This is a genomic window from Amycolatopsis sp. CA-126428 (assembly GCF_002904335.1).
GTDB lineage: Bacteria > Actinomycetota > Actinomycetes > Mycobacteriales > Pseudonocardiaceae > Amycolatopsis.
Window position 1 is genome coordinate 132211 of sequence record NZ_PPHF01000164.1, and the last position, 22938, is coordinate 155148.

Annotated in this window: 15 protein-coding genes; 10 read left to right on the plus strand and 5 right to left on the minus strand. The window is 70.3% G+C overall.

The genetic code is table 11. From position 1 onward, the window contains the following. Positions 1-8 precede the first annotated feature (8 nt). The 3 genes from C2L58_RS42335 (at position 9) to C2L58_RS42345 (ending at position 6865) form a co-directional block, all read left to right on the plus strand. A complete protein-coding gene (locus tag C2L58_RS42335) occupies positions 9-998 on the plus strand; it encodes a multicopper oxidase domain-containing protein (RefSeq protein ID WP_103343242.1) in 990 nt (329 codons plus the stop codon). Then, entirely contained in the window at positions 995-4942 is a 3948-nt protein-coding gene (locus C2L58_RS42340) for a ThuA domain-containing protein (protein ID WP_103343243.1), read from the plus strand. Before C2L58_RS42335 ends, C2L58_RS42340 begins: the two co-directional genes overlap by 4 nt. Before the next feature lie 87 nt (positions 4943-5029). Continuing rightward, positions 5030-6865 (plus strand): cupredoxin domain-containing protein, encoded by a 1836-nt coding sequence (locus tag C2L58_RS42345; RefSeq protein WP_103343244.1) that lies wholly within the window; start codon positions 5030-5032, stop codon positions 6863-6865. Between the two features lie 91 nt (positions 6866-6956). Here the strand turns inward: C2L58_RS42345 and C2L58_RS42350 are convergent, their stop codons facing one another. Then, positions 6957-7895 (minus strand): alcohol dehydrogenase catalytic domain-containing protein, encoded by a 939-nt coding sequence (locus tag C2L58_RS42350; protein WP_103343245.1) that lies wholly within the window; start codon positions 7893-7895, stop codon positions 6957-6959. 82 nt (positions 7896-7977) lie between these two features. Between C2L58_RS42350 and C2L58_RS42355 the strand changes: the two genes are divergently transcribed. From C2L58_RS42355 to C2L58_RS42365, 3 genes are read left to right on the plus strand one after another with little or no spacing between them, the layout of a single operon-like run. After that, a complete protein-coding gene (locus C2L58_RS42355; RefSeq protein WP_233226235.1) occupies positions 7978-8565 on the plus strand; it encodes a TetR/AcrR family transcriptional regulator in 588 nt (195 codons plus the stop codon). 55 nt (positions 8566-8620) lie between these two features. Next, entirely contained in the window at positions 8621-9358 is a 738-nt protein-coding gene (locus C2L58_RS42360; protein WP_103343246.1) for an alpha/beta fold hydrolase, read from the plus strand. Further along, positions 9355-9945, plus strand: coding sequence for a TetR/AcrR family transcriptional regulator (locus tag C2L58_RS42365; protein WP_103343247.1), 591 nt, complete (start codon positions 9355-9357; stop codon positions 9943-9945). The genes C2L58_RS42360 and C2L58_RS42365 overlap by 4 nt, the downstream gene beginning before the upstream one ends. On the opposite strand, the gene C2L58_RS42370 is transcribed toward C2L58_RS42365, so the two are convergent. Then, complete coding sequence (locus C2L58_RS42370) at positions 9931-12780, minus strand: glycosyl hydrolase family 95 catalytic domain-containing protein (protein ID WP_103343262.1); 2850 nt, start codon at positions 12778-12780, stop codon at positions 9931-9933. The two genes, C2L58_RS42365 and C2L58_RS42370, sit on opposite strands and share 15 nt — an antisense overlap. Before the next feature lie 17 nt (positions 12781-12797). Beyond that, positions 12798-14159, minus strand: coding sequence for an RICIN domain-containing protein (locus tag C2L58_RS42375; protein ID WP_103343248.1), 1362 nt, complete (start codon positions 14157-14159; stop codon positions 12798-12800). A 333-nt stretch (positions 14160-14492) separates the two neighbouring features. Here C2L58_RS42375 and C2L58_RS42380 point away from each other — a divergent pair, with 333 nt between their 5' ends. Continuing rightward, positions 14493-16820, plus strand: coding sequence for a beta-L-arabinofuranosidase domain-containing protein (locus C2L58_RS42380; RefSeq protein WP_103343249.1), 2328 nt, complete (start codon positions 14493-14495; stop codon positions 16818-16820). A 277-nt stretch (positions 16821-17097) separates the two neighbouring features. On the opposite strand, the gene C2L58_RS42385 is transcribed toward C2L58_RS42380, so the two are convergent. Then, on the minus strand, positions 17098-17706 hold the full coding sequence (locus tag C2L58_RS42385; protein ID WP_233226236.1) for a DUF4230 domain-containing protein: 609 nt from the start codon (positions 17704-17706) through the stop codon (positions 17098-17100). 117 nt (positions 17707-17823) lie between these two features. On the opposite strand from C2L58_RS42385, the gene C2L58_RS50115 reads away from it, so the two are divergent. Beyond that, the gene (locus C2L58_RS50115; protein WP_199191690.1) at positions 17824-17973 is read left to right on the plus strand and encodes a hypothetical protein; all 150 of its coding nucleotides are present in this window, start codon (positions 17824-17826) and stop codon (positions 17971-17973) included. Between the two features lie 77 nt (positions 17974-18050). Here the strand turns inward: C2L58_RS50115 and C2L58_RS42390 are convergent, their stop codons facing one another. Continuing rightward, entirely contained in the window at positions 18051-19415 is a 1365-nt protein-coding gene (locus C2L58_RS42390; protein WP_103343251.1) for a glycoside hydrolase family 6 protein, read from the minus strand. A gap of 468 nt (positions 19416-19883) precedes the next feature. Here C2L58_RS42390 and C2L58_RS42395 point away from each other — a divergent pair, with 468 nt between their 5' ends. Next, positions 19884-22238: a ricin-type beta-trefoil lectin domain protein gene (locus C2L58_RS42395; RefSeq protein WP_369904330.1), complete on the plus strand. Its 2355-nt coding sequence runs from the start codon at positions 19884-19886 to the stop codon at positions 22236-22238. A 31-nt stretch (positions 22239-22269) separates the two neighbouring features. Then, positions 22270-22938: arabinofuranosidase catalytic domain-containing protein (locus C2L58_RS42400; RefSeq protein ID WP_304533022.1), on the plus strand; the 669-nt coding region annotated here is incomplete at its 3' end.

The window sequence follows — 22938 nt, forward strand, 5'->3', positions numbered from 1 at the left end:
GAATCCACATGCGAGTGTCACGTCGGTCGATGCTGGCCGGAACCGCCGCGGGCGTGCTCGCGCCCGCCGTCGGGATGGCTCCGGCGGCGTCGGCCGCGGGCCTGACCCGTCAGATCACGATCTACGCCGAAGCCCTGCCCGGCGGCCTCTACGGCTACGGCCTCGAGCCGGGCAAGGCCACGATCCCGGGGCCGCTGCTGGAGGTCTACGAGGGGGACACCCTCGAGATCGAACTGGTCAACCGGACCGACCAGCGGCTGTCGATCCACCCGCACGGCGTCACCTACGACACCGCGTCGGACGGCGCCCCGCTCAACGCGTCCTTCAACAAGCCCCGCGAAACGCGGACCTACACCTGGCGGACGCGGACCCGCTACGACGCCGGCGGCGGGTTCTGGATGCCGGGCAGCGCCGGGTACTGGCACTACCACGACCACGCGATGGGCACCGACCACGGCACCGCGGGCCTCGCGCGCGGGCTCTACGGCGGCCTGATCGTCCGCAAGCGCGGCGATCTGCTGCCGAGCAAGCAGTACACCGTCGTGTTCAACGAGATGATGATCAACCACGCGATGGCGCCCGACACGCCGATCTTCGAGGCGCGCCTCGGCGAGCGCGTCGAATGGGTCTGCATCGGGTACGGCAGCCTGCCGCACACGTTCCACCTGCACGGGCACCGCTGGGCCGACACCCGCACCGGGATGCTCGGCAGCGCGGATGACAACGCTGCCATCGTCGACAACAAGAACCTCGACCCGGGCAGCTCGTTCGGCTTTCAGGTACTCGCCGGCGAAGGCGCCGGGCCGGGGGCGTGGATGTACCACTGCCACGTCCAGACCCACTCCGACGGCGGGATGGTGGGCCTGTTCCTGGTCCGCAACGCCGACGGCAGCCTGCCCGACGGGGCCCAGGACGCGATCGACCGGTTCAAGCAGCACGACCACTCCGGGCACGACATGAACCCCGATGCCCGCACGCACGCAGGAGGGGAGCTATGAAACGACGATGGTTCGGCAGGCGCGGCGCGGTCGTGCTCGCCATCGGCTCGGTCCTGGCGGCCGGAGCTCCGCTGATGGCGATGCCGGTGGCCCAGGCCGCGCCCGCCGCGGTGAACGTGCCGGTGAACGTGCTGGTCTTCCACGGCGCGGCGGCCGGCCAGAAGGACCCGGTGCTCCGCGCGGCGGACGCGATCGCGCGGCTGGGTGGCGACAACGGCATCACGGTGACGGCGTCCTCGGATCCCGGCGTGTTCAGCGCGGCCAACCTGGCCCGCTACCGCGGGGTGGTCTTCCTGTCCGCGCAGGGCGTCACGCTCAGCCGTGACCAGGAAGGCGCGCTGCAGGCCTACATGAAGGCGGGCGGCGGGTTCCTCGGCATCTCCGACGCCGCCCGCGCGCAGGACTCGTCGCAGTGGTTCACCGGCCTGATCGGGGCCCGCCCGGTCGGCGCGCGGCCGACACCGGAAGCAGTGGCGGCGGTGACCGCGAGCGGGGAGAACCCGCCGAACGAAACCAAGGAGAAGCTGGCCGACAACAACGAGAACACCAAGTGGCTGACGTTCGCGACGACCGGCTGGGCCGCCTACAAGATGGCGACGCCGGTGGCCGTCAGCAGCTACGCGCTGGTGTCGGCGAACGACTTCCCGGGCCGCAACCCGAAGAGCTGGACCCTGCAGGGTTCCGCGGACGGCGCCACGTGGACCGACCTGGACACGCGGACGAACGAGACGTTCACCGATCCGCTCCAGACCCGGACGTTCACCTTCGCCAACACCACGGTCTACCCCAACTACCGGCTGAACATCACCGCGAACGCCGGTGAGCCGATCATCCAGCTCGCGGACCTCAAGCTGTTCAAGGACACCTCGACGACCCCGCCGCCGCCCGAGCCGGCCCCGCAGCAGGCCGTCGTCGACGTCCTCGACGCCCACCACCCGGCCACCGCCGGGCTGCCGCAGAACTGGACCCGCACCGACCGCTGGCTCAACTGGGAAACCAACCCGGTCGGCACCGTGCACACCGTCGCGCAGGTCGAGGAGAAGGGCTACAACCCGGGCGTCGGCGCGAACGGCCCGTTCCACCCGATCTCCTGGTGCCGCGACTACGACGGCGGCCGCTCCTTCTACACCGGCATGGGCCGCACCGAGGCGTCCTACGGTGAAGGGCAGTTCCGCGACCACCTGCTCGGCGCCCTGCGCTGGACCACCGGCATGGTGCGCGGCGACTGCCAGGCCGGCATCGCGGCGAACTACAAGATCGAACGGCTGACCGGGAAGAACGCGGCCGGGCAGCTCGACCAGATCGGCGAGCCGCACGGGTTGACCATCGCCCCGGACGGCAAGGTGTTCTACATCGGCAAGGCGGCCTGCCCGACCGGCCCGGTGGTCAGCTGGGACGACCCGAACGTCGGCCTCGGCTGCGGCACGATCCACCAGTGGGACCCGGTCACCAAGAAGCCGAAGCTGCTCACGACCTTGCGCGTGATGGGCAACCGGGGCAGCGGTGACGAGCTCGTCAAGAACGAAGAGGGCCTGCTCGGCATCACCCTGGACCCGAAGTTCACCGAGAACGGCTGGTTCTACGCCTACTGGATGCCGCACGAGTCGATCGACCGCGACAAGCGGATCGGCAAGCGCACGGTCTCGCGCTTCACCTACGACGCGGCGAAGCAGACGATCGACCAGGCGACCCGCAAGGACCTGCTGTCCTGGGACGTGCAGATCCACAGCTGCTGCCACGCGGGCGGCGGCATGGCGTTCGACAAGGACGGGAACCTCTACGTCGGGTCCGGGGACAACAACTCCTCGGGCGGCTCGAACGGCTACTCGGGCAACAACTGGACGCTCGACTACAAGGGCATCTCGTTCCAGGACGCGCGCCGCACCGCGGGCAACACGAACGACCTGGACGGCAAGATCCTGCGCATCCACCCGGAGGCGAACGGGACGTACACGATCCCGCCGGGCAACCTGTTCCCGAACGGGCCGGCGGACAAGACGCGCCCGGAGATCTACGTGATGGGCGTCCGGAACATCTCGCGGCTGCAGATCGACCCGGTGCACAACTGGATGACCGCGGGCTGGGTCGGTCCGGACGCGCCGTCGCCGAGCCCCGAGCTCGGGCCGGCGAAGTACGAGACGGCGACCGTCATCACCGAGGCGGGCAACCACGGCTGGCCCTACTGCATGGGCAACCGGCAGCCCTACCGCGACCGCAGCAGCACGAACGCCGCGGAACTGACCGGCTGGTACGACTGCGACAACCCGGTCAACACCTCGCCGCGCAACACCGGCCTGGTGAACCTGCCGCCGATCAAGGACAACATGATCTGGTACTCGCCGGACGGCGGCGGGCCGGTGTTCCCGAAGCGGCCGGGCAGCTCCATCCCGACCTACAACGCGGCGGACGCCACCTACACCCAGCCGTACCTGCGCGGTGGCGGCCAGGCGATCATGTCCGGGCCGACGTACCACCGCTCGCTGGTCGACACGAACAGCGGCGTCGCGTGGCCGGAGTACTGGGACAACAAGTGGTTCATCGGCGACGAGTCCAACGCGCAGAACCGGGTCGCGGTGACCGTCGACCCGGCCGGCGTGCCGACGCACCAGCCGCCGGTGTTCGCCGAGACGTTCCGCCAGATCATCCCGGGCGGCGCGGGTGACACCCGGGTGCAGAGCTGGATGGACGCCAAGTTCGGGCCGGACGGCGCGCTGTACGTGCTCGACTACGGCAACGGCTTCTTCTCCCTGGACGCCAACCAGAAGCTGCTGAAGATCAGCTACACCGGCGGCGCGCCGACGCCCGCGCCGGCGGCGACGTCGACGATGGTGCAGAACAAGGCGCTCACCGCCGCGTTCACCGGGTCGAAGTCCGGCGGGGTGTCCTACCGCTGGGAGTTCGGCGACGGCTCGGTGTCCACCCAGGCCGACCCGCGGCACACCTACCCGCGCACCGGCCTCTTCACCGCGAAGCTCACCGTGACCTACGCGAACGGTGAGACGGTGACGACCCGGACGTCGGTGAACGTCGGCTGCGCGGTGGCCGACCCGAGCCCGGTGGTGACCTTGGGCGACACCCTCACGAAGGTGGTCAACCGCAACGCCGGCGGTGGCTGCACGGTGGACGACTTCATCGACGACGAGAGCACGTGGAGCACGCACGCGGCGTTCGTCAACCACGTCGAGCAGGCCACCGAGACGCTCGCCGACCTCGGGGTGCTCAACGACGCCGAGGCGGCCGAGCTGAACGCGGCGGCCGCGGCGTCGCCGATCGGGAAGCCGGGCACCACGGGCTACGACGCGCTCTTCGACGGCACGGCGGAGTCGTTGCGCGGCTGGGAACAGGCGCCTTCGGGGCAGTTCACCCTCCAGCCGGACGGGTCGATCCGCTCGGCCGGCGGCCTGGGCATGCTCTGGTACGCCCAGCGGCAGTTCGGCGACTTCTCGGTGAAGGTGCAGTTCAAGGACATCGCCCCGGACCCGAACCGGGCCAACAGCGGCGTCTTCGTCCGGTTCCCGGATCCGCGGACACCGGTGGAGCAGCGGCCGCCGGGCAGCTGCGGCACGGTCGGGTCGGCCCGGACGTCGCAGGCCTGGGTGGCGATCTACTGCGGCCACGAGATCCAGATCTACGACGGCGACTCCGGCGAGCCGCAGAAGACCGGGTCGGTCTACAACTTCGACCCGCGCCCGCTCGACCAGGCGGGTGCCCGGCCGAAGGGCACGTGGAACGAGTACGAGATCAAGGTCGTCGGGCAGCACTACACGATGATCCGCAACGGCGTGGTGATCAACGAGTTCGACAACACGCCGGGCCAGCAGTCGTCGCGCGCGGGTGACCCGCCGACCGACCTGCGGCAGTTCGTCAGCGGGTTCATCGGGCTGCAGAACCACAGCGACAACGACCTGATCGAGTTCCGCAACATCCGGGTGCGGCAGCTGTAGCTCCGCCGCGGCTGGTCGTGAGTGGTAATTCGGGTTCTAACCCGAATTACCACTCACGAGGCCCCACTTCAGGAAGGGTTCCCCGCGATGTCCCCACGACTGATCGCTCTGCTGCTGACGGCGTTCCTGGCCGTGCTCGGGCTGGCGACGCCCGCGGCGGCGGCGCCGGTCCAGACGCTGACCTGGACCGCGAACAACAGCACCACCGAATACGCGTCCGCGCCCACCGGCGCCCTCCCCGGCGAGACCACCGTCGTCTTCGAGAACAGCGAAGCCACCGGCAACACGACCGGGATGTCGCACACCCTGACGTTCGACACCTCGACGCCGGGCTACAACCACGACGTCTCGCTGAACATCCTGGCCAACCCGTTCGACCCCGCCAACGGCCGGCACGAGGCCGTCGTGACGCTGACGCCCGGCAAGTACCGGTACTACTGCACCATCCCCGGGCACACGGCGATGGTGGGGGAGTTCGTCGTGTCCGACGGCACCGGCGACACGACCCCGCCGGCCGTCACCGCGGCGGTGGCGGGGGATCGCGACCCGTCCGGCAGCTACCTCGGATCCGCCACGGTCACGCTTTCGGCCACCGACGCGGGCTCCGGCGTGGCGTCGGTCGAGTACCAGCTCGACGGCGGCACGTGGACCACGTATGCCGCGCCGGTGGTGGTGTCCGCGGCGGGCGCGCACATGCTGCACTACCGCGCGACCGACGTCGCCGGGAACACGTCCGCGGAAGGCATGGCGCACTTCACGATCGTCGCCCGGCCGGGGGACACGACCGCGCCCTCGGTGAGTGCGGCGATCACCGGCACCCAGGACTCCTCGGGCAACTACCTCGACGTCGCGACGGCCCGGATCACGGCCACGGACGCCGATTCCGGCGTGGCGTCGGTGGAATACCAGCTCGACAGCGGCGCCTGGACCGCCTACACCGCGCCGGTCGCGGTGACCGCGGCGGGCATGCACATGCTGCACTACCGGGCCACCGACGTCGCGGGGAACGTGTCGCCGGAGGGCATGACCCACTTCACGGTGGTGAGGAGCGACACGACCGCGCCGGTCGTGTCGGCTTCCCTGAGCGGCACCCAGGACGCCGACGGCCACTACGTCGGCAAGGCGACCGTCACGGTGACGGCTTCGGACGCGGGTTCCGGGGTCGCCTCGGTGGAGTACAAAGTGGACGCTGGCGCGTGGACGGCTTACGCGGCACCGGTTCCGGTGTCGGCGGCCGGTTCGCACACGGTCGGCTACCGTGCTCGCGACGTCGCCGGCAACGCGTCCGCGGAAGGTTCGGTGTCGTTCACCGTGGTCGCCGGCGGGGACACGACCGCGCCTTCGGTCGCGCTCCAGGTCACCGGCAAGCAGGACGGCGGCTGGAACTACGTGGGTTCGGCGTCGGTGACGGTGACCGCCACCGACGCGGAGTCCGGAGTGGACTCGGTCGAGTACAAAGTGGACGAATTGGCGTGGACCCGGTACGCGGCGCCGGTCGTGGTGTCCGCGCTGGGGGCGCACACCGTGCGGGCCCGGGCCACGGACATCGCCGGGAACGTCTCGGCCGAGGTCGCGGGATCGTTCCGGGTGGTCGCGGCCGCGCCACCACCGGACGCCTGCCCGTCCTCGGACACCCGGGAGACGGTGGTGATCGGCGGCGTCGACAGCCAGGTCGTGAACACCGACACCGGCAACGGTTGCACGATCAACGACGTCATCGACGAGAACGCGGAGTATCTGTCCCACGACCGGTTCGTGAAGCACGTGAAGGCGGTGACGCAGGAGCTCGTGGCCAACGGCGTGCTGTCCCCGGGCGACCGCAACCGCATCGTGACGGCGGCGATCGAGTCCGGCGTCGGTGGCGACGGCCGTTCGGTGCCGGTGGAGGGGAGTGTGCGGAAGGCTTCGGTGCGCATCGGGTGAGCAGGCCGGCCGTGCGGAGGCGGAGACTTCGCGCTCCGCGTCCGCACGGTGCCGACTGCGCTGGTCTCGGGATCGCTCCCGGGACCGGCGCTCACTCGGGGACGAGCGCGAACCGGCCGAACACCGTCCCGGCGTCCAGTTGCCGGTGGGCGAGTTCCGCGTGCGCCAGCGGCAGCACGTCGTGGACCACCGTGGCCACCTCGCCGCGGCCCGCGGCGGCCAACAGTTCGGAGGCCACCGTACGGCGGTCCTCTGTGGACACGGAGTCGGCGCTGAAGATCGCGAACGACAGTGACTTCCGGAACGCCGTGAACATCTCCGCGACCAAGCTGGCCGGTGGTGGGCCCCCGACCGCGCCCACGGTGACCACCCGCCCGTTGGGGTTGAGCTTGCCGAAGAACGAAGGCAGCTCCTCCCCGGCGACGATGTCGATGATGACGTCGTACCCGCCGGCGCCCTCGCCGGCACGGTCCAGCACCCCGGTGGCGCCCAGCGCGCGCAGGCGGGCGCCGCGCTCGGGCGAAGAGGTCGTGACCGCGACCGTGCCGGTGCGCGCCGCGAGCTGGACCGCCATCACCCCGATGCCGCCCGCCGCGCCGCGGACCAGCACCGATTCGCCGGGTGCGAAGCGGGCGTGCCGGAGGCCGAAGTGCGCCACCACCCCGGAACCCGCCACGGTCACCGCGTCGACCGGCGACACCTCCGGCGGCAGCCGTACCAGCGTCGTGGCCGGGACGAGCGCCTGCTCGGCGTAGCCACCGCCGCCGTCGGTGGGGGCCCAGACGCGCGCGCCGGCCCACGACTCGTCGACGTCCGCGCCCAGCGAGGTGACGGTTCCCGCCACCTCGCCGCCGAGGACGTGACCGGCTTCGAAGCCGAACGCGTTGAGGGCGCCGCGGCGGATCAGCACGTCGACGCCGCCGACGCCGATCGCCTCGGTGGTGATCACCACCTGCCCGGCGCCCGGCCGCGGGTCGGGAACCTCGACGACGGCCAGGCCGCCGGGCTCCCCGAAAGTCTGCACTGCCACTGCTTTCACGGTTCATCTCCCTGAGTTCGAGGCGGCCGCGACCGTACCGGACGCACCCGTCCGTTTCGGCTAAACTGAGACGGTGACCGGCTCTTTGCCTCGGATCCGGCGATCGGATGCCCAGGACAACCGCGAACGCCTCCTCGAGGCGGCCCGGACCGTGTTCGCCACCGCCGGCCTGGCCGCGCCGATGCGGGAGATCGCCCGGCACGCCGGCGTCGGCCCGGCGACGCTGTACCGGCACTTCCCGACCAAGGAACAGCTGTTCGCCGAGGCGTTCGCGGAGCGGCTGCGTGCCTGCTACGCGATCGTCGACGACGGCCTCGCCGAGGCGGACGCCTGGCGGGGCCTGCGCACGGTGATCGAGCGGCTGGGGGAGCTGTACGCCCGGGACCGGGGGACGACCGCGGCGCTGGTGTCGGCCTTCCCCGGCACGCTGGACTTCACCGCCGACCGGGAACGGGCGCTGAAGTCGCTCGCCGAGCTGGTGCGCCGGGCGAAGGACGCCGGCCGGGTGCGGCCCGAGACGACGCTGGACGACATCGTCCTGGTGCTGATGGCCGCCGGTGGCATCCAGGCGGTCACGCCGGCGGCGCGGGCCGCGGCCGTCCGGCGCTACATCACGATCGCGATCAACGGGCTGCGCGCCGTTCCGGCCCCCCGCGACTAAGTGGGACACTGTTCCGTATAGTAACCGGGACAGTGTCCCATTTAAGGAGCTCTTCATGGCGATCACCTACCTGCTGGTCCACGGCGCCTGGCACACCGGGCAGTGCTGGGCGCGGGTCGTGCCGCGGCTGGCGGCGAGCGGGCGCCCGGTGTTCACCCCGACGCTCACCGGCTACGGCGAAACGCGGCACCTGCTGAACCCGGACGTCGGACTCCGGACGCACGCCGCCGACGTCGTGCGGCTGCTGGTCGAAGCGGACCTGCACGACGTCGTCCTGGTCGGGCACAGCTACGCCGGCCTGGTGATCTCCGCGGTGGCCAACGAGGTGCCGGAGCGGATCGCGCGGCTGGTGTACCTCGACGCGATGGTGCCCGCCCACGGGGAGAACGCGATCGACGTCATGCCGGTCACCCGGAGCATGCTCGGGGCCGGCTGGCGGGTCCCGCCGCTGCCCGAGCTGCCCGCGCCCTTCGGCCTGTTCGGGGTGACCGATCCGGGGGACGTCGCGTGGCTGCGGACCATGCTGTCCGACCAGTCGATCCGGTGCCTCGAAGAGCCGGTCGCCCAGGACAACCCGGCGCTGCGCGCGATCCCGCGCACGCACATCCACTGCACGGTGAAGCCCGACGGGTTCGACCGGCGCCCGGTGCCCGCCGTGCAGCCGAACGGCGAGCCCGCGGACGTGCGCGAGCTGGCCGCCGGGCACGACTGCATGATCACCGCGCCCGGGGAGCTGGCCGGGCTGCTGCTGGACGTCGGGGAGCCGGTGGGGGCCGGTAGCATGCGGTCGTGAGCGATTCCCGGACGGCGGCTGGAAAATCGCCGCAGCGCGCCGACGCGCGGCGCAACGCCGGGAACGTCCTCGAGGCCGCGGCCGCGGTGTTCGTGACCTCCGGCGTCGAAGCGCCGATCCGGGAGATCGCCGCCCGGGCCGGGGTGGGCACGGCGACCATCTACCGCCACTACCCGACCCGGGCCGACCTGATCCTCGCGGTGTACCGGCGGCAGGTCGAAGCCCTGGCCGAGGTCGGTCCCGCCCTGCTCGCCGGCGGGCGGGGGCCACATGAGGCCCTGGTCGAGTGGATCGACCGGTTCGTCGACTTCGTCATCACCAAGCAGGGGCTGGCGTCGGTGCTGCAGTCCGACGAAGCCTGCTACGACCCGCTGCACACCTACTTCCTCGAACGCCTCGGTCCCGTGTGCACCCAGCTGCTGGACGCCGCCGCCGCGGCCGGCGAGATCGTCCCCGGCCAGGACGCCTTCGAGCTGATGCGCGGCGTCGGCAGTCTCTGTGCCGGCGCGGGGACGGCGACGTACTACGACGCGCGCCACTTGGTGAAGCTGCTGGTCAACGGCCTGCGCCGGTCAGACGCGCTGTAGCAGGAAACGCTGGTTGGCTCCGCCGCCGACGGTGTACTGGGAGATCCGGGCCCCGTCGGCGGTCGAAGCACCCCACACGTCCATGGCCAGGCCGCTGGCCCGGTTGACCAGGCTCACCACCCCGCCGCCCTGGTCGGTGACCTTCCACTGCTGCGTCGTCGCACCGGTGTCCGGCTGCTGGGTGATGTCCGCGCCCGAAGCCGAGCTCGCGACCTGCAGGACCAGCCCGCTGTGCCGCGCCCGGATGCGGTGGTAGCCGCCGTCCGAGGCGAGGAAGTCGAACTGCTGGTTCAGCCCGCTGCCGGCCTGCCACTGGATCAGCGCGGCCCCCGCCGCGGTCGAGGCACCGTTGATGTCGGCCGCCTTGCCGCTGTGCTGGGCGACGAGCCGGTAGTTCACCCCGGGCTCGACCACCGGGGGCGGCCCGCCGAGGGAAGTGGCGCGGTAGGTGTGACCCGCCTGGCCTGCGAAGCGGACCAGGTCCGCTTCGACGGACACCGGCTGGACCTTGGCGCCGGTCGTGGTGTCGAGCACTTCGTAAGCCGTGGTGAACATCCGGCTGCGGACCTTGACGTCGCCGTCGCGGTCCGGGGTGATGGTGAGCTGGGTCGCCGCGCCGCTGCTCCAGGCCGCGCCGACCGTGTAGCCGCCTCGCCCGCGCAGGCCCGTGACGCTGCCGGCCGGCCAGGCGGGCGGCAGCGCGGGCAGCAGGTGCAGCTCGCCGTTGTGGCTGTGCAGCAGCAGTTCGGCGATGCCGGACGTCGCCCCGAAGTTGCCGTCGATCTGGAACGGCGGGTGCAGGTCGAACATGTTGGGCGCCAGCCGGTCGGTCCGCACGAGGAGCCGGAGCAGGTCGTGCGCCTTGGCGCCCTCTTCCATCCGCGCCCAGTAGTTGATCTTCCAGGCCAGTGACCAGCCGGTGCCGTCGTCACCGCGCAGCTCGAGGGTCCGGCGCGCGGCGGTGAACAGCTGGGGCGTGCCGCGCTTGCTGATCTGGTTGCTCGGGTACAGGCCGTAGAGGTGCGAAATGTGCCGGTGGGTCTGCTCGGTCTCCACCCAGTCGTAAAGCCATTCCTGGATGTTCCCGCGCAAGCCGACCTTCATCGGCGCCAGCCGCTGCCGGGCCGCCTTGACCTGGTCGGCGAAGGCGGCGTCCACGCCCAGCACCTGGCACGCGCCCGCGCAGCCGTCGAACAGGTCGCGCAGGATCTGCATGTCCATCGTCGGGCCCGCGCACACGGACGCGTTCGCGTGGTGGTTCAGTTCGGGGGAGTTCGCCGGGTTGGTGACCAGGTAGCCCAGCGAGGGTTCGGTCACCAGCGTGTCGAGGAAGAACTGCGCGGCGCCCTTCAGCAGCGGGTAGCGGGCGCGCAGGAACTCGGCGTCGCCGGTGAACCGGTAGTGGTCCCAGATCATGGTGGCGAGCCAGGCGCCGCCGGTCTGCCACATCCCGGCCTGCGCGAAGTCCACAATGGAGGATCCACGCCAGCCGTCGGTGTTGTGGTGGGTGACCCAGCCCCGGGCACCGTATTCGACCTGTGCGGTGCGCGCCCCGGTGACCGCGAGGTCGCCGATCATCGCGAACACCGGTTCGTAGCACTCCGCGAGGTTGGTGACGTCGGCCGGCCAGTAGTTCATCGGCAGGTTGGCGTTGAGGGTGTACTTCGATTCCCACGACGGGTTCAGCTGGTCGTTCCAGATCCCCTGCAGGTTGGCGGGCTGGGTGCCCGGCCGGGACGAGGAGATCAGCAGGTAGCGGCCGAACTGGAAGAGCAGCGCGGCGAACTGCGGGTCACTGACGCTGTTGTGCTGGGCGATCCGGACGTCGGTCGGCTGGTCGGCCGCCGCGGTGCGGCCGAGGTCGAGGGTCGTGCGCCCGAAGAGCTTCTGGTAGTCGGCGAGGTGCCGGCTGCGCAGCGAGTCGTAGGAGAGGGCCTGGGCGGCGGCCAGCCGGGTGCGGGCGAGGCCCTGGTAGTCCCCGTTCACCGTGCGGTAGTCGACGTAGCTGGTGCCGATCGAGATCAGCAGCGTCACGGCGTCGGCGCCGGACACCCGCAGCGTGCCGCCCGAACTGCTGGTGCTGCCGCCCTCGGCCGTCGCGCCGGCCAGGGCGAGGAACCGGACCGAACCGGCGATGCCCCGGCTGTCCCCGGAGATCCCGTCCAGCGCGATCGTGGTGCCGTTCGGGCTGGCCGTCGTCGCCCGCTGGGGGGTGCCCAGTGACGCGGAGAACGAGAGCGAGCCCGGCGTCTCGGCCGTCAACCGCATGACGATCACCTGGTCCACGGCGCTGGCGAACACCTCCCGCCGGTATCGCACGTTGTTCGCGACGTAGGTGACGACCGTCGTGGCCGTGGTGAGGTCGAGCCACCGCTGGTACGAGGAAACCCCGCTGTTCCCGGGCAGCGCGAGGCTGAGGGTGCCGACGGGCTGGTACGGCTGCTGGGCGGCCGGGGTGCCGAGCATCTTCTGGTCGATCAGGGACTGCGCCTGCGTCCACTGGTTGGCGAACACCAGTTGCCGGATCTGCGACAGCGCCCCCGCGCCTTGGGTGTTGCTGTAGTCGTGGGGGCCGCCCGCCCAGACCGTGTCCTCGTTGAGCTGCAGGCGTTCGGTGTCGGTGTTGCCCGACACCATGGCGCCCAGCCTGCCGTTGCCGATCGGCAGCGCGCGCAGCCACTCGGTGCCGGCCGGCTTGTCGTACCACAGCGCCAGGTCGTTCACCGCCCGGACGTCGGCGGGTGCGGCCGAAGCGGTCCGGGCGGTGGCCGTCCACGCGATCGGCACCAGCGCGGCACCCAGCCGCATCGCCTGCCGGCGGGTCAGGTCGGACATCGTCGTCACTCCGATCTTCAGGCGCGCTGGAGCTGGAACCGCTGGTTGGCGCCGCCGCCGGCGGTGTACTGCGAAATCCGGGCACCGTCGGCGGTGGAGGCACCCCAGACGTCCATGGCCAGGCCGCTGGCCCGGTTCACCAGGCTCACCGCGCCGCCGCCCTGGTCGGTGACCTTCCACTGCTGGGTCGTCGCGTCGGTGTCGGGCTGCTGGGTGATGTCCGCGCCGGAGGCGGCGCTCGCGACCTGCAGGACCAGGCCACTGTGCCGGGCGCGGATCCGGTAGTAGCCGTCGGCGGAGGCGAGGAAGTCGAACTGCTGGTTGGCCGCGTTGTGCGAAGACCACTGGATCAGGGCCGCCCCCGCCGCGGTGGACGCACCGCTGATGTCGGCCGACTTGCCGCTGTGCGCGGCGACCAGGGAGTAGTTCACGCCGACCTGCACCGGCGAGGTGGGCGGGTTCGGGTCGCCGCCGCCGAACTGGCTGAAGAACTTCCAGATCTCGGCCTTGTCCCAGCTCCGCGCGCCGCTTTCGCAGCCGGTGCAGCCGTCCACCGGGCCCTGCTGGTGGCCGCCGTCGAACGGCGCCCAGACGACCGGGTACCCGGTCCGGCAGCCCGAGTAGACGGTCAGGTAGTGGGTTTTGCTGCCCGCGGCGGGTTCGGGGGCGTTCTGCGGGGTGCAGCCGTTGTTCCGGACGAAGGTGTCCCGCAGGCCCCGGCCGGCGCCGATGTTGTCCGACACGCCGTGGATGCCCATGTACGCGATGGGCTGGGTGCCGCCGCTGCACCCGCTGATCGCGCCGGGGGCCGCGATGGCCACGACCGCCCGGAAGACCGTCGCCCGGGCGCACGCGAGTGCGTAGCTCATCGCGCCGCCGTAGCTGAAGCCGATGGAGAACAGCTGGGTCGTGTCGACGCAGAGGTCGTTCTCGATCAGCCGGACCATGTCGTCGGTGAAGGTCACGTCCTCGCCGCCGGAATTGCCCCAGCCGTTGTTGAGACCTTGCGGCGCCACGAAGATCGTGCTGTTGCCCGACTGCGACTGCATGCCGTAGTAGGCCCAGGCGTAGCCGTCGCTGCCGCCCGAGGCGACTTGGTCGGCGGTGCCGCCCAGCCAGTGGTAGCCGAACGCCAGCCGGTGCGGAGTGGCGTTGTCGTAGGTGTCGGGGATCTTCAGGATGAAGCTGCGGGTTTTGCCGTTGCTCTGGATCGTGCGATTGCCGCTGGTGAGCGTCGGGTTCTTGCCACAGCCGGCACTCGGCGTGCCGGCGGCGGCGGCGCTTCCGGCCGCGGCGGCGCCCGGGGGAGCGCCGCCCACGGCCAGCGCGAGCACCGCGGCGGTCACGAAGACGCGGAACGACGATCCGATCCTGGGCATGCGAAATCCTTCGGCCGACGGGGAAATTCCGAGCCCTCGGCGCGGGTCGCCTGCTCAAGGGTGTCCCGGTTGTAGCACGGATTTCGAATGGTCGTCCAGCCGGAAATGAAAGTTTCAATTCCGGGAAACGATTCCCGGCCGGCGCTTCACGCGGTGGTGACCAGGACCGGGTGGACGCGGGCACGGTACCCGCCGATGGCCACCCTGCGCAGCGGAAATCCTCCTCGGGAGCGGGCCGTCAGTATGCCGCCCGTCAAAAGGGTCGTGACAAGAATCAGTGTTAGCGCTAACATGCTCCCCGCCCCCTCTGTCCACTGACGAACGGAGACCCCGGTGCCCTCACCCATCAGCCGCCGGCGACTGCTGCAAGCCGCCGGCGCCACCGCCATCGCCTCCGCGGCCGGGTCCGCCATCGGCTGGGCGCCCGCCGCTTCGGCGGTCACCGCCGCGGCCGTCGGGCCGGTCCGCCCGGACGCCGGGGTGACCCTGTTCCCGTTCGAGCTCGGCCAGGTGCGGCTGACCGCGAGCCGGTGGCTGGACAACCAGAACCGGACGCAGAACTACCTGCGGTTCGTCGACGTCAACCGGCTGCTCTACGTCTTCCGGGCCAACCACCGGCTCTCCACCGGCGGCGCGGCCGCCAACGGCGGCTGGGACGCGCCGAGCTTCCCGTTCCGCAGCCACGTGCAGGGCCATTTCCTGACGGCTTGGGCGCAGCTGTGGGCCGTCGCCGGCGACACCTCGAGCCGGGACAAGGCCACGACGATGGTCGCCGAACTGGCCAAGTGCCAAGCGAACAACGGCGCCGCCGGGTTCTCCGCCGGCTACCTGTCCGGCTTCCCCGAGGCCGACTTCGACAACCTCGAAGCCGGTCGGCTGTCGAACGGCAACGTGCCGTACTACTGCATCCACAAGACCATGGCCGGCCTGCTCGACGTGTGGCGGTACATCGGCAGCACCCAGGCCCGCGACGTGCTGCTCAACCTCGCCGGGTGGGTCGACCGGCGGACCGCCCGGCTCAGCGCGAGCCAGCTGCAGTCGGTGCTGAACACCGAGTTCGGCGGCATGAACGACGTGCTGGCCGAGCTCTACCAGTACACCGGCGACGCGCGGTGGCTGACCGCCGCGCAGCGGTTCGACCACGCCGCCGTGTTCGACCCCCTGGCCGCGAACCGGGATCAGCTCAACGGGCTGCACGCCAACACCCAGGTCCCGAAGTGGATCGGCGCGGCGCGCGAGTACAAGGCCACCGGCACCACCCGCTACCGGGACATCGCGACGAACGCCTGGAACATCACCGTCGGCGCGCACACCTACGCCATCGGCGGCAACAGCCAGGCCGAGCACTTCCGCGCCCCCAACGCCATCGCCGCGTACCTGAACCAGGACACGTGCGAAAGCTGCAACACCTACAACATGCTCAAGCTGACCCGGGAACTGATCGCGCTGTACCCGGACCGCGCCGACCTGGCCGACTACTACGAACGCGCCCTGCTCAACCAGATGATCGGCCAGCAGAACCCGGCCGACAGCCACGGGCACATCACGTACTTCAGCTCGCTCAACCCGGGCGGCCGCCGCGGCCTCGGCCCGGCGTGGGGCGGCGGCACGTGGAGCACCGACTACGACTCGTTCTGGTGCTGCCAGGGGACCGGGCTGGAAACCCAGACGAAGCTTGCCGACTCGATCTACTTCTCCAACGACACGACGTTGACCGTGAACCTGTTCCTGCCCTCGGTGCTCACCTGGACCCAGCGCGGCATCACGGTCACCCAGACCACCTCGTACCCGGCGAGCGACACCAGCACGCTGACGGTGACCGGAAGCGTGAGCGGGACCTGGGCGATGCGCATCCGCATCCCCGGCTGGACCACCGGGGCGACCATCAGCGTCAACGGCGTCGCGCAGAACGTGACCACCACGCCCGGCAGCTACGCCACCCTGTCGCGGTCCTGGGCCTCCGGGGACACGGTGACCGTCCGCTTGCCGATGAAGGTCGCGCTGAAGGCGGCCAACGACAACGCGAACGTCGCGGCCGTCACCTACGGCCCGGTGGTCCTGGCCGGCAATTACAGCGGCAGCACGCTGCCGTCCCTCAACCCGGCTTCGGTCACCCGGACCAGCAGCAGTGCGCTCACCTTCAGTGCCACCGCCAACGGGTCCGCCGTCAACTTGGTTCCGTTCTATGACGCTCAGGGCTTCAACTACACCACGTACTGGAACACCGGTGGCGCCGGTGCGACGACCTATCGGCTGGTCAACGTGGGGAGTGGGCTGGTGCTGGGCGTCGAGAACATGTCCACCGCTGACGGTGGCCGGGCGCTGCAGTGGTCGGACAGCGGGACCGCGGACCACAACTGGGAGATGATCACCGACGGGAGCACGGTTCGGTTCCGGAACGCCAACAGCGGCAAGGTACTGGGGGTTCTCGACATGTCGACAGCGGACAATGCGCGGGTTCTGCAGTGGTCGGACAACGGGACGGCTGATCACCGGTGGACGGTGGTTGCTCAGGGTGATGGGACCTCGAAGATCCGGAATGTCAACAGTGGGAAGCTGCTGACGATCGAGGGTGGGTCCGGGTCGGCTGGGGCTTATGCCGTTCAAGGGCCGGACAATGGTGCTGCTGCGAATCGGTGGCGTGTTGTTCGGAACGGATGATGGGTGCGAGTGATGGAGCCGGGTGATGGGGCCGGGTGATGGGGCCGGTGCTGTGACGCTGTTTTCCCGCCACCCCGAAGCCTGATTGTGACTACGGCCGGCGGCACCGCGTCAAGGCGGGAAAGATGCCTTGACCCGGCGCCGCCGGCCGTGTTCTGGCTTCGGATCGGGGTTGCGGGGGGCCTGGGTGCCGTGGTGGTCGCCTTGCGTTGCCGTGGCGGCGTGCCGTGGGTGGTGGTTGGCGCCTTGCGTTGTCTGGCGCGGGAAGTCTTGGCGGTCAGCCTGCGCTGTTGTCCGCATACTTGATCGTGATGTTCTTGAAGCCCAGTGATTGCAGCAAGCCCGTCAGCATTGTTCGGGTGTTTCGCTCTGCGTCCGCTACAAGGGAGCTCTTGGCTGCTGCCGCCTGGATCTGCTTCTGGGCCAGCTCGTACAACGCCTGCTGGGAATTGGGGTTGCCGCCCAGGAACTCGTTGATTCTCGTGAAGAGGCCCTGCTGCTGGGCGTACACGTGGGACTCGTGCACGTCGAGCGTTGCCGGCTCCAGTTGGGCGTGGCCCAACGTGATCGTGGCTGACTGGCGGTCGTCGGACACCTGGACCGCGTTGCCCTTCAGGCGCCCGAAGTCGACGTACGCGTTGTCCGTGCCCACTCCGATGAACAGCGTGTCGCTGCCCACCAGGAAGCTGGGGAGGACCGAGCTCGTCGTGATGTCGACGACCACCTGGAACGAACCGCTCGCCGCTTCGTAGCGGGACAGCTCGACGATCGACTGCAGCAGGACCGGGCCCGAGTGCTCTTCCGTGCGCTCGGCGAACGGGTTGCGCAATTGGGGTAACAGGTGCACCGCCGATGCGACGAGTACCGCCGCGACCAGAACCACCACAGCTACAGCCAAAGCGACCAGTCGCTTGCCCCAAGCACCCATACCGGGAGGAATACCCATCCGGCCACCGAGCCAATCGACCGGTAGCGTGTGCTCGGATCGACGAGGGGAGACGGTGTGCGCAAGTCCTGGTGGCTGTGGCTCCTGCCGGCCGTGCTCGCCGTTCTGGTGCTCGGGCTGATCTTCGGCAGTGGCTACCGCAAGGGCACCAAGCTCGGCGTGCCGGCCGCGCCCGTTGCGGCCTGGAGTGCGGGCCGGGTGGCCTGACCCGTCGCGGGTCCGGCCCGGGCGGGACAGCCGATCGCGGCGCTCTGTGTGAACGCCGCGATCAGCCTGCCCGAGGCTCAGGAGCAGTAGGTCCCGTTGAGCGCCGGCTGCAGGAACGGCGGCGCGCTGCCGGTGTAGTTCGCGTTGTAGCCGAGCGTGGTCGTCGCCCCCGTGCCCAGGGTGCCGTTCCAGGACACGCTGTCGACCTTGACGGTGTCGCCGGTGTCGCTCCAGGTTCCGTTCCAGCCCTGGCTGATGGTCACGCCGGGTGCGGAGAACGTCAGCGTCCAGCCGTTGAGGGCCGTGCCGCGGTTTTCGATGACGATCTCCGCGGTGTAGCCGGTCGGCCAGGAGCTGACCACCCGGTGGGTGACCTTGCAGCCGCCGGTCGGCTGCGGGGTCGTGGTGGTCGGGGACGTGGGCGTGGTCGGAGTCGTCGGCGTGGTCGGGGTGGTCGGGGTGGTCGGGGTCGTCGGGGTGGTCGGGGTGGTGGTCTGGATCGGGCCCGCCGCGATGGCGAGGTCGTAGGCCCGCTGGGGCACGAACTGGCCGGCCGTGGCGATGCAGCCGTCGGCCTCGCCCGGCGGCTTGATCCACAGGAACGCGTCGATCTGGCTGTCGCCGGTCTGGTTGGTGCTCGGCCGGCCGATCGCGCGGCCGCCCGGGTCGCACCACTCGCTGCCCTGCGGCCCGTTGCCGTTGCGGCTCGTGTCCACCACGGCCTTCAGCCGCGAGTCGCCGAGCTGGTTCAGGATCGCCTTGTCGTAGGCCACTTCGTCGGAGGTCGCGCGGTAGTTGGAGACGTTGGTCGAGATGCCGTCGGCGCTGTTCGAGATGTCGGCGGCCCGCAGCCGCGCCGCGGCGTCGCCCGGGGAAAGCCAAGCGGAGTGCCCGATGTCGAAGTACACCTTCGCCTGGGACGAGCCGGCCTTGAGCTTCTTGCCCGCGTACGCGATCGACGCCGTGGTCTGGGCCTGCTGGTCGCTGTTCTGGCAGTTCGTCATCTGCGGGAGCACGTCGGGCTCGAGCACGATGGCCGCGGGCCGGCCCGCCAGCCCCGCCGCCACCTGGTCGATCCAGGCCCGGTAGGCGTCTTGGGACGGCGCGCCGCCGCTGCTCGCGCCGCCGCAGTCGCGGTTCGGGATGTCGTAGACGACCATGATCGGGATCTGGCCCGCGGCGGCCGCCGCGCCGGTGTAGGCGTCCACCTCGCCGCGGACCGTGGACGTGTTCGTGGTGGTGAACCACCGCGCCTGCGCCACCGACGCGATGCGGTCGCGGATGACCGCGGCCCGGGAGTCGCCGGGGTTCGCCGCGACCCACTTGGCCGCGTTGGTGCCCGGGTCGACGTAGTACGCCGAGGCGGCGGCCTGCGCGCCGGCCCACGTGGTCGTGGCCACGACGCCGGTCACGGCTACCGCGGCGAGACCCCCGGCTGCCACTGTCCTGCTTCGCATGCACCTTCTCCTTCGAACGGCGGTGGCGCCGGAACCGGCTACTGGGAGCGCTCCCAGCAATCGGAGACTGTAGCCGGGGGAAGCGGCCCGGGAAAGGGGTCCGCCGTGTTGTTCTCGCTCGCCGGCGCGAAATTTACATTTTGCGTGAAGCGTCGCTGCCGGTCCGCGACGGATCGCTGAACTGCGGTGATTGCCGGCCGGTGGGGCGGTGACCGCGGTGTTTCGTAAAGTGCGGCGGGTGCCCGGTGCCGATGGTTGTTCGGCGGCAGGGCGGCTGTTAGCGTTAACGCCCAGCGTGTTCGCCATCGACGAAGATGGGGTTCTCATGGCGGTTTCCCCCTTCGCTGATCGACCGATTGTTTCGCCGGCTGGCCCGAGAGTTTCGCCGGGCGCCGCCTTCGTTCGGAAGTGAGGACTACCATGCTCCGCAGCGCGAGAAACGCGGCAGCGGCGGTGACCGCGGTCGTCTTGGCCGTGGCCGGCGGCGTCGTCGCCGCGGCCCCGGCCCAGGCCGCCACCTCGATCACCGTCAACGGCGGCTCGGGCGGCCGCACGTTCGACGGCGTCGGCGCGGTCAGCGGCGGCGGTGGCAACACCCGCCTGCTGATCGACTACCCCGAGCCGCAGCGCGGCCAGATCCTCGACTACCTGTTCAAGCCCGGCTACGGCGCCGCCCTGCAGATCCTCAAGGTGGAAATGGGCGGGGACACCAACTCCACCAGTGGCGCGGAGCCCAGCCACGCCCACTTCCGCGGTGATCTGGACTGCAACCGCGGGTACGAGTGGTGGCTCATGGAACAGGCGAAGGCGCGCAACCCCGGCATCAAGCTCGTGGGCCTGCCCTGGGGAGCGCCGGGCTGGATCGGCAACGGCACCTTCTTCTCCAACGACCTGACGGACTACTACCTGTCGTGGCTGGGGTGCGCCAAGCAGCACGGGCTGACCATCGACTACCTCACCAGCGTCCAGAACGAGAAGCAGTGGAGCGCGGACTGGACCGTGACCCTCCGCAACGCGCTCAACGCCAACGGGTACAGCGCCGTCAAGATCATCTCCGGTGACTCGTGGCCGGGCGACTGGGGCCCCGCGAGCGCGATCTCGACCAACACGGCCTACCGCAACGCGACCGACGTGCTGAGCGCCCACTACACCTGCGGCTACCTCAGCGCGCAGACCTCCTGCAGCGTCCCGGCGAACGTCACGAACACCGGGAAGACGTTGTGGTCCAGCGAAAACGGCTCCCAGGACTACAACGACGGCGCCAAGCCGCTGGCCCGCGGGATCAACCGCGTCTACCTCGACGGCAAGATGACCGCCTACCTCAACTGGGACCTGATCGCCGCCGTCACGCCGAACATCCCGTGGCCGACCGTGGGGCTGATCCTGGCCAACCAGCCGTGGTCCGGCTACTACTCGGTCGGCAAGGACTCGTGGGCGCTGGCGCACACGACGCAGTTCACCGCGCCGGGCTGGAAGTACCTCGACTCCTCCAGCGGCTACCTCGGCGGGAACCGCAACAACGGCAGCTACGTCTCGCTGAAGTCGCCGAACAACACCGACTACAGCACGATCATCGAGACGATGGACGCCACCTCGGCGCAGACGCTCGACCTGAACGTCACCGGCGGGCTGTCCGGCGGCCAGGTGCACGTGTGGGCGACCAACCTCAACTCGAACAACCCGGCCGACCACTTCGTGCACAGCACCGACATCACCCCGTCCGGCGGGGCTTACTCCCTGACCGTCCAGCCCGGCTACCTCTACTCCGTCACGACCACCACCGGGCAGGGCAAGGGCACGGCGACCAGCCCGCCGCAGGGTTCGCTGAACCTGCCCTACAGCGATGACTTCGAGGCGTACGCGAAGGGCAAGGAAGCCAAGTACCTGATGGACATGGAGGGCGCCTTCGAGACCTCCGCCTGTGGGGCCGGCCGCGCGGGCACCTGCGTCCGCCAGTCCGCGACGCAGAAGACGATCCCCTGGAAGAAGTTCGTCGACCCCTACGCGCTGCTGGGCAACGTGGCCTGGAGCAACTACACGCTCAGCACGGACGTGCTGCTGGAGAAGTCCGGGTACGTCGAGCTGCTCGGCCGGGCCGGCTCGCAGGACACCGGCAACCAGGGCGCGCTGAACGCGTACTACCTGCGGGTGAGCGACACCGGCGCCTGGTCGATCCGGCGCAACAACACCAGTCAGCAGAACACGACCCTGCGCACCGGCACGACGGCCGCGCTCGGCACCGGCAGCTGGCACAAGCTGTCACTGGGCTTCTCCGGCAGCACCATCACCGCCTCCGTCGACGGCAATGTCATCGGCACGGTCACCGACGGCACCTTCCCGGCCGGGCAGGTCGGCATCGGCACGAGCGTCGGGGAGACCGCGCAGTTCGACAACCTCTCCGTCGCCGGTTCGGGCGGTGGGTCGACCTCCGTGCTGCGCAACACCGCCGCGGGGCGCTGCCTCGACGTCCCGGGCGTGTCGCAGACCAACGGCACCCAGGTGACGCTGTGGGACTGCAACGGCGGCAGCAACCAGCAGTGGACCCTGACGTCCGGCAAGCAACTCCTGGTGTACGGCAACAAGTGCCTGGACGCCGAAGGAGCGGGCACGACCGCGGGCACCCGGGCGATCATCTGGGACTGCTCGACCGGCGCCAACCAGCAGTGGACGGCGGCCGCCGACGGCACGATCACCGGTGTCCAATCGGGACTGTGCCTCACCCCGAACGGGAACGGCACCGCGAACAGCACGCCGGTGACCCTGCAGACCTGTACCGGCGGCAACGCCCAGAAGTGGACGCGGAGCTAGCCGCATTCCGCACGGACAAAGGAGTTCGTCGATGAAGGCACGCTGGAGAAGGGTGTGGCCGGCCGTGGTGATCGCCGCGGGCGCGCTGACCGGCACGGCGACGACGTCCCAGGCGGCCACCGAGGGGCCGTGTGACATCTACGCGGCCGGCGGCACGCCGTGCGTGGCCGCGCACTCGACCACCCGGGCGCTGTACGGCGCGTACAACGGTTCGCTCTACCAAGTGCGGCGCGCGTCGGACAACACCACGCGCGACGTCGGGGTCCTGAGCGCCGGCGGCGTCGCGAACGCCGCGACGCAGGATTCGTTCTGCGCCGGCACGACGTGCCTGATCACGGTCATCTACGACCAGTCCGGCCGGAACAACCACCTGACCCAGGCGCCGCCGGGTGGCTTCTCCGGCCCGGCGCCCGGCGGGTACGACAACCTGGCCAGTGCGACGGCCGCCCCGACCACCGTCGGCGGCCAGAAGGCGTACGGCGTCTACGTGGCGCCGGGCACCGGTTACCGCAACAACAACACCAACGGCGTCGCGACCGGTGACCAGCCGGAAGGCATGTACGCGATCTTCGACGGGACGCACTACAACGGCGGCTGCTGCTTCGACTACGGCAACGCCGAACGCAATAGCCGCGACAACGGCAACGGCACGATGGAAGCCATCTACTTCGGCAACATCAAGGTCTGGGGCTACGGCGCC

Bases quoted from the DNA above. Each gene is read 5' to 3' on its own strand.
- C2L58_RS42340 (WP_103343243.1), top strand. From the start codon at position 995: ATGAAACGACGATGGTTCGGCAGGCGCGGCGCGGTCGTGCTCGCCATC.
- C2L58_RS42345 (WP_103343244.1), top strand. From the start codon at position 5,030: ATGTCCCCACGACTGATCGCTCTGCTGCTGACGGCGTTCCTGGCCGTG.
- C2L58_RS42360 (WP_103343246.1), top strand. From the start codon at position 8,621: ATGGCGATCACCTACCTGCTGGTCCACGGCGCCTGGCACACCGGGCAG.
- C2L58_RS42375 (WP_103343248.1), bottom strand. From the start codon at position 14,159: ATGCCCAGGATCGGATCGTCGTTCCGCGTCTTCGTGACCGCCGCGGTG.
- C2L58_RS42370 (WP_103343262.1), bottom strand. From the start codon at position 12,780: ATGTCCGACCTGACCCGCCGGCAGGCGATGCGGCTGGGTGCCGCGCTG.
- C2L58_RS42335 (WP_103343242.1), top strand. From the start codon at position 9: ATGCGAGTGTCACGTCGGTCGATGCTGGCCGGAACCGCCGCGGGCGTG.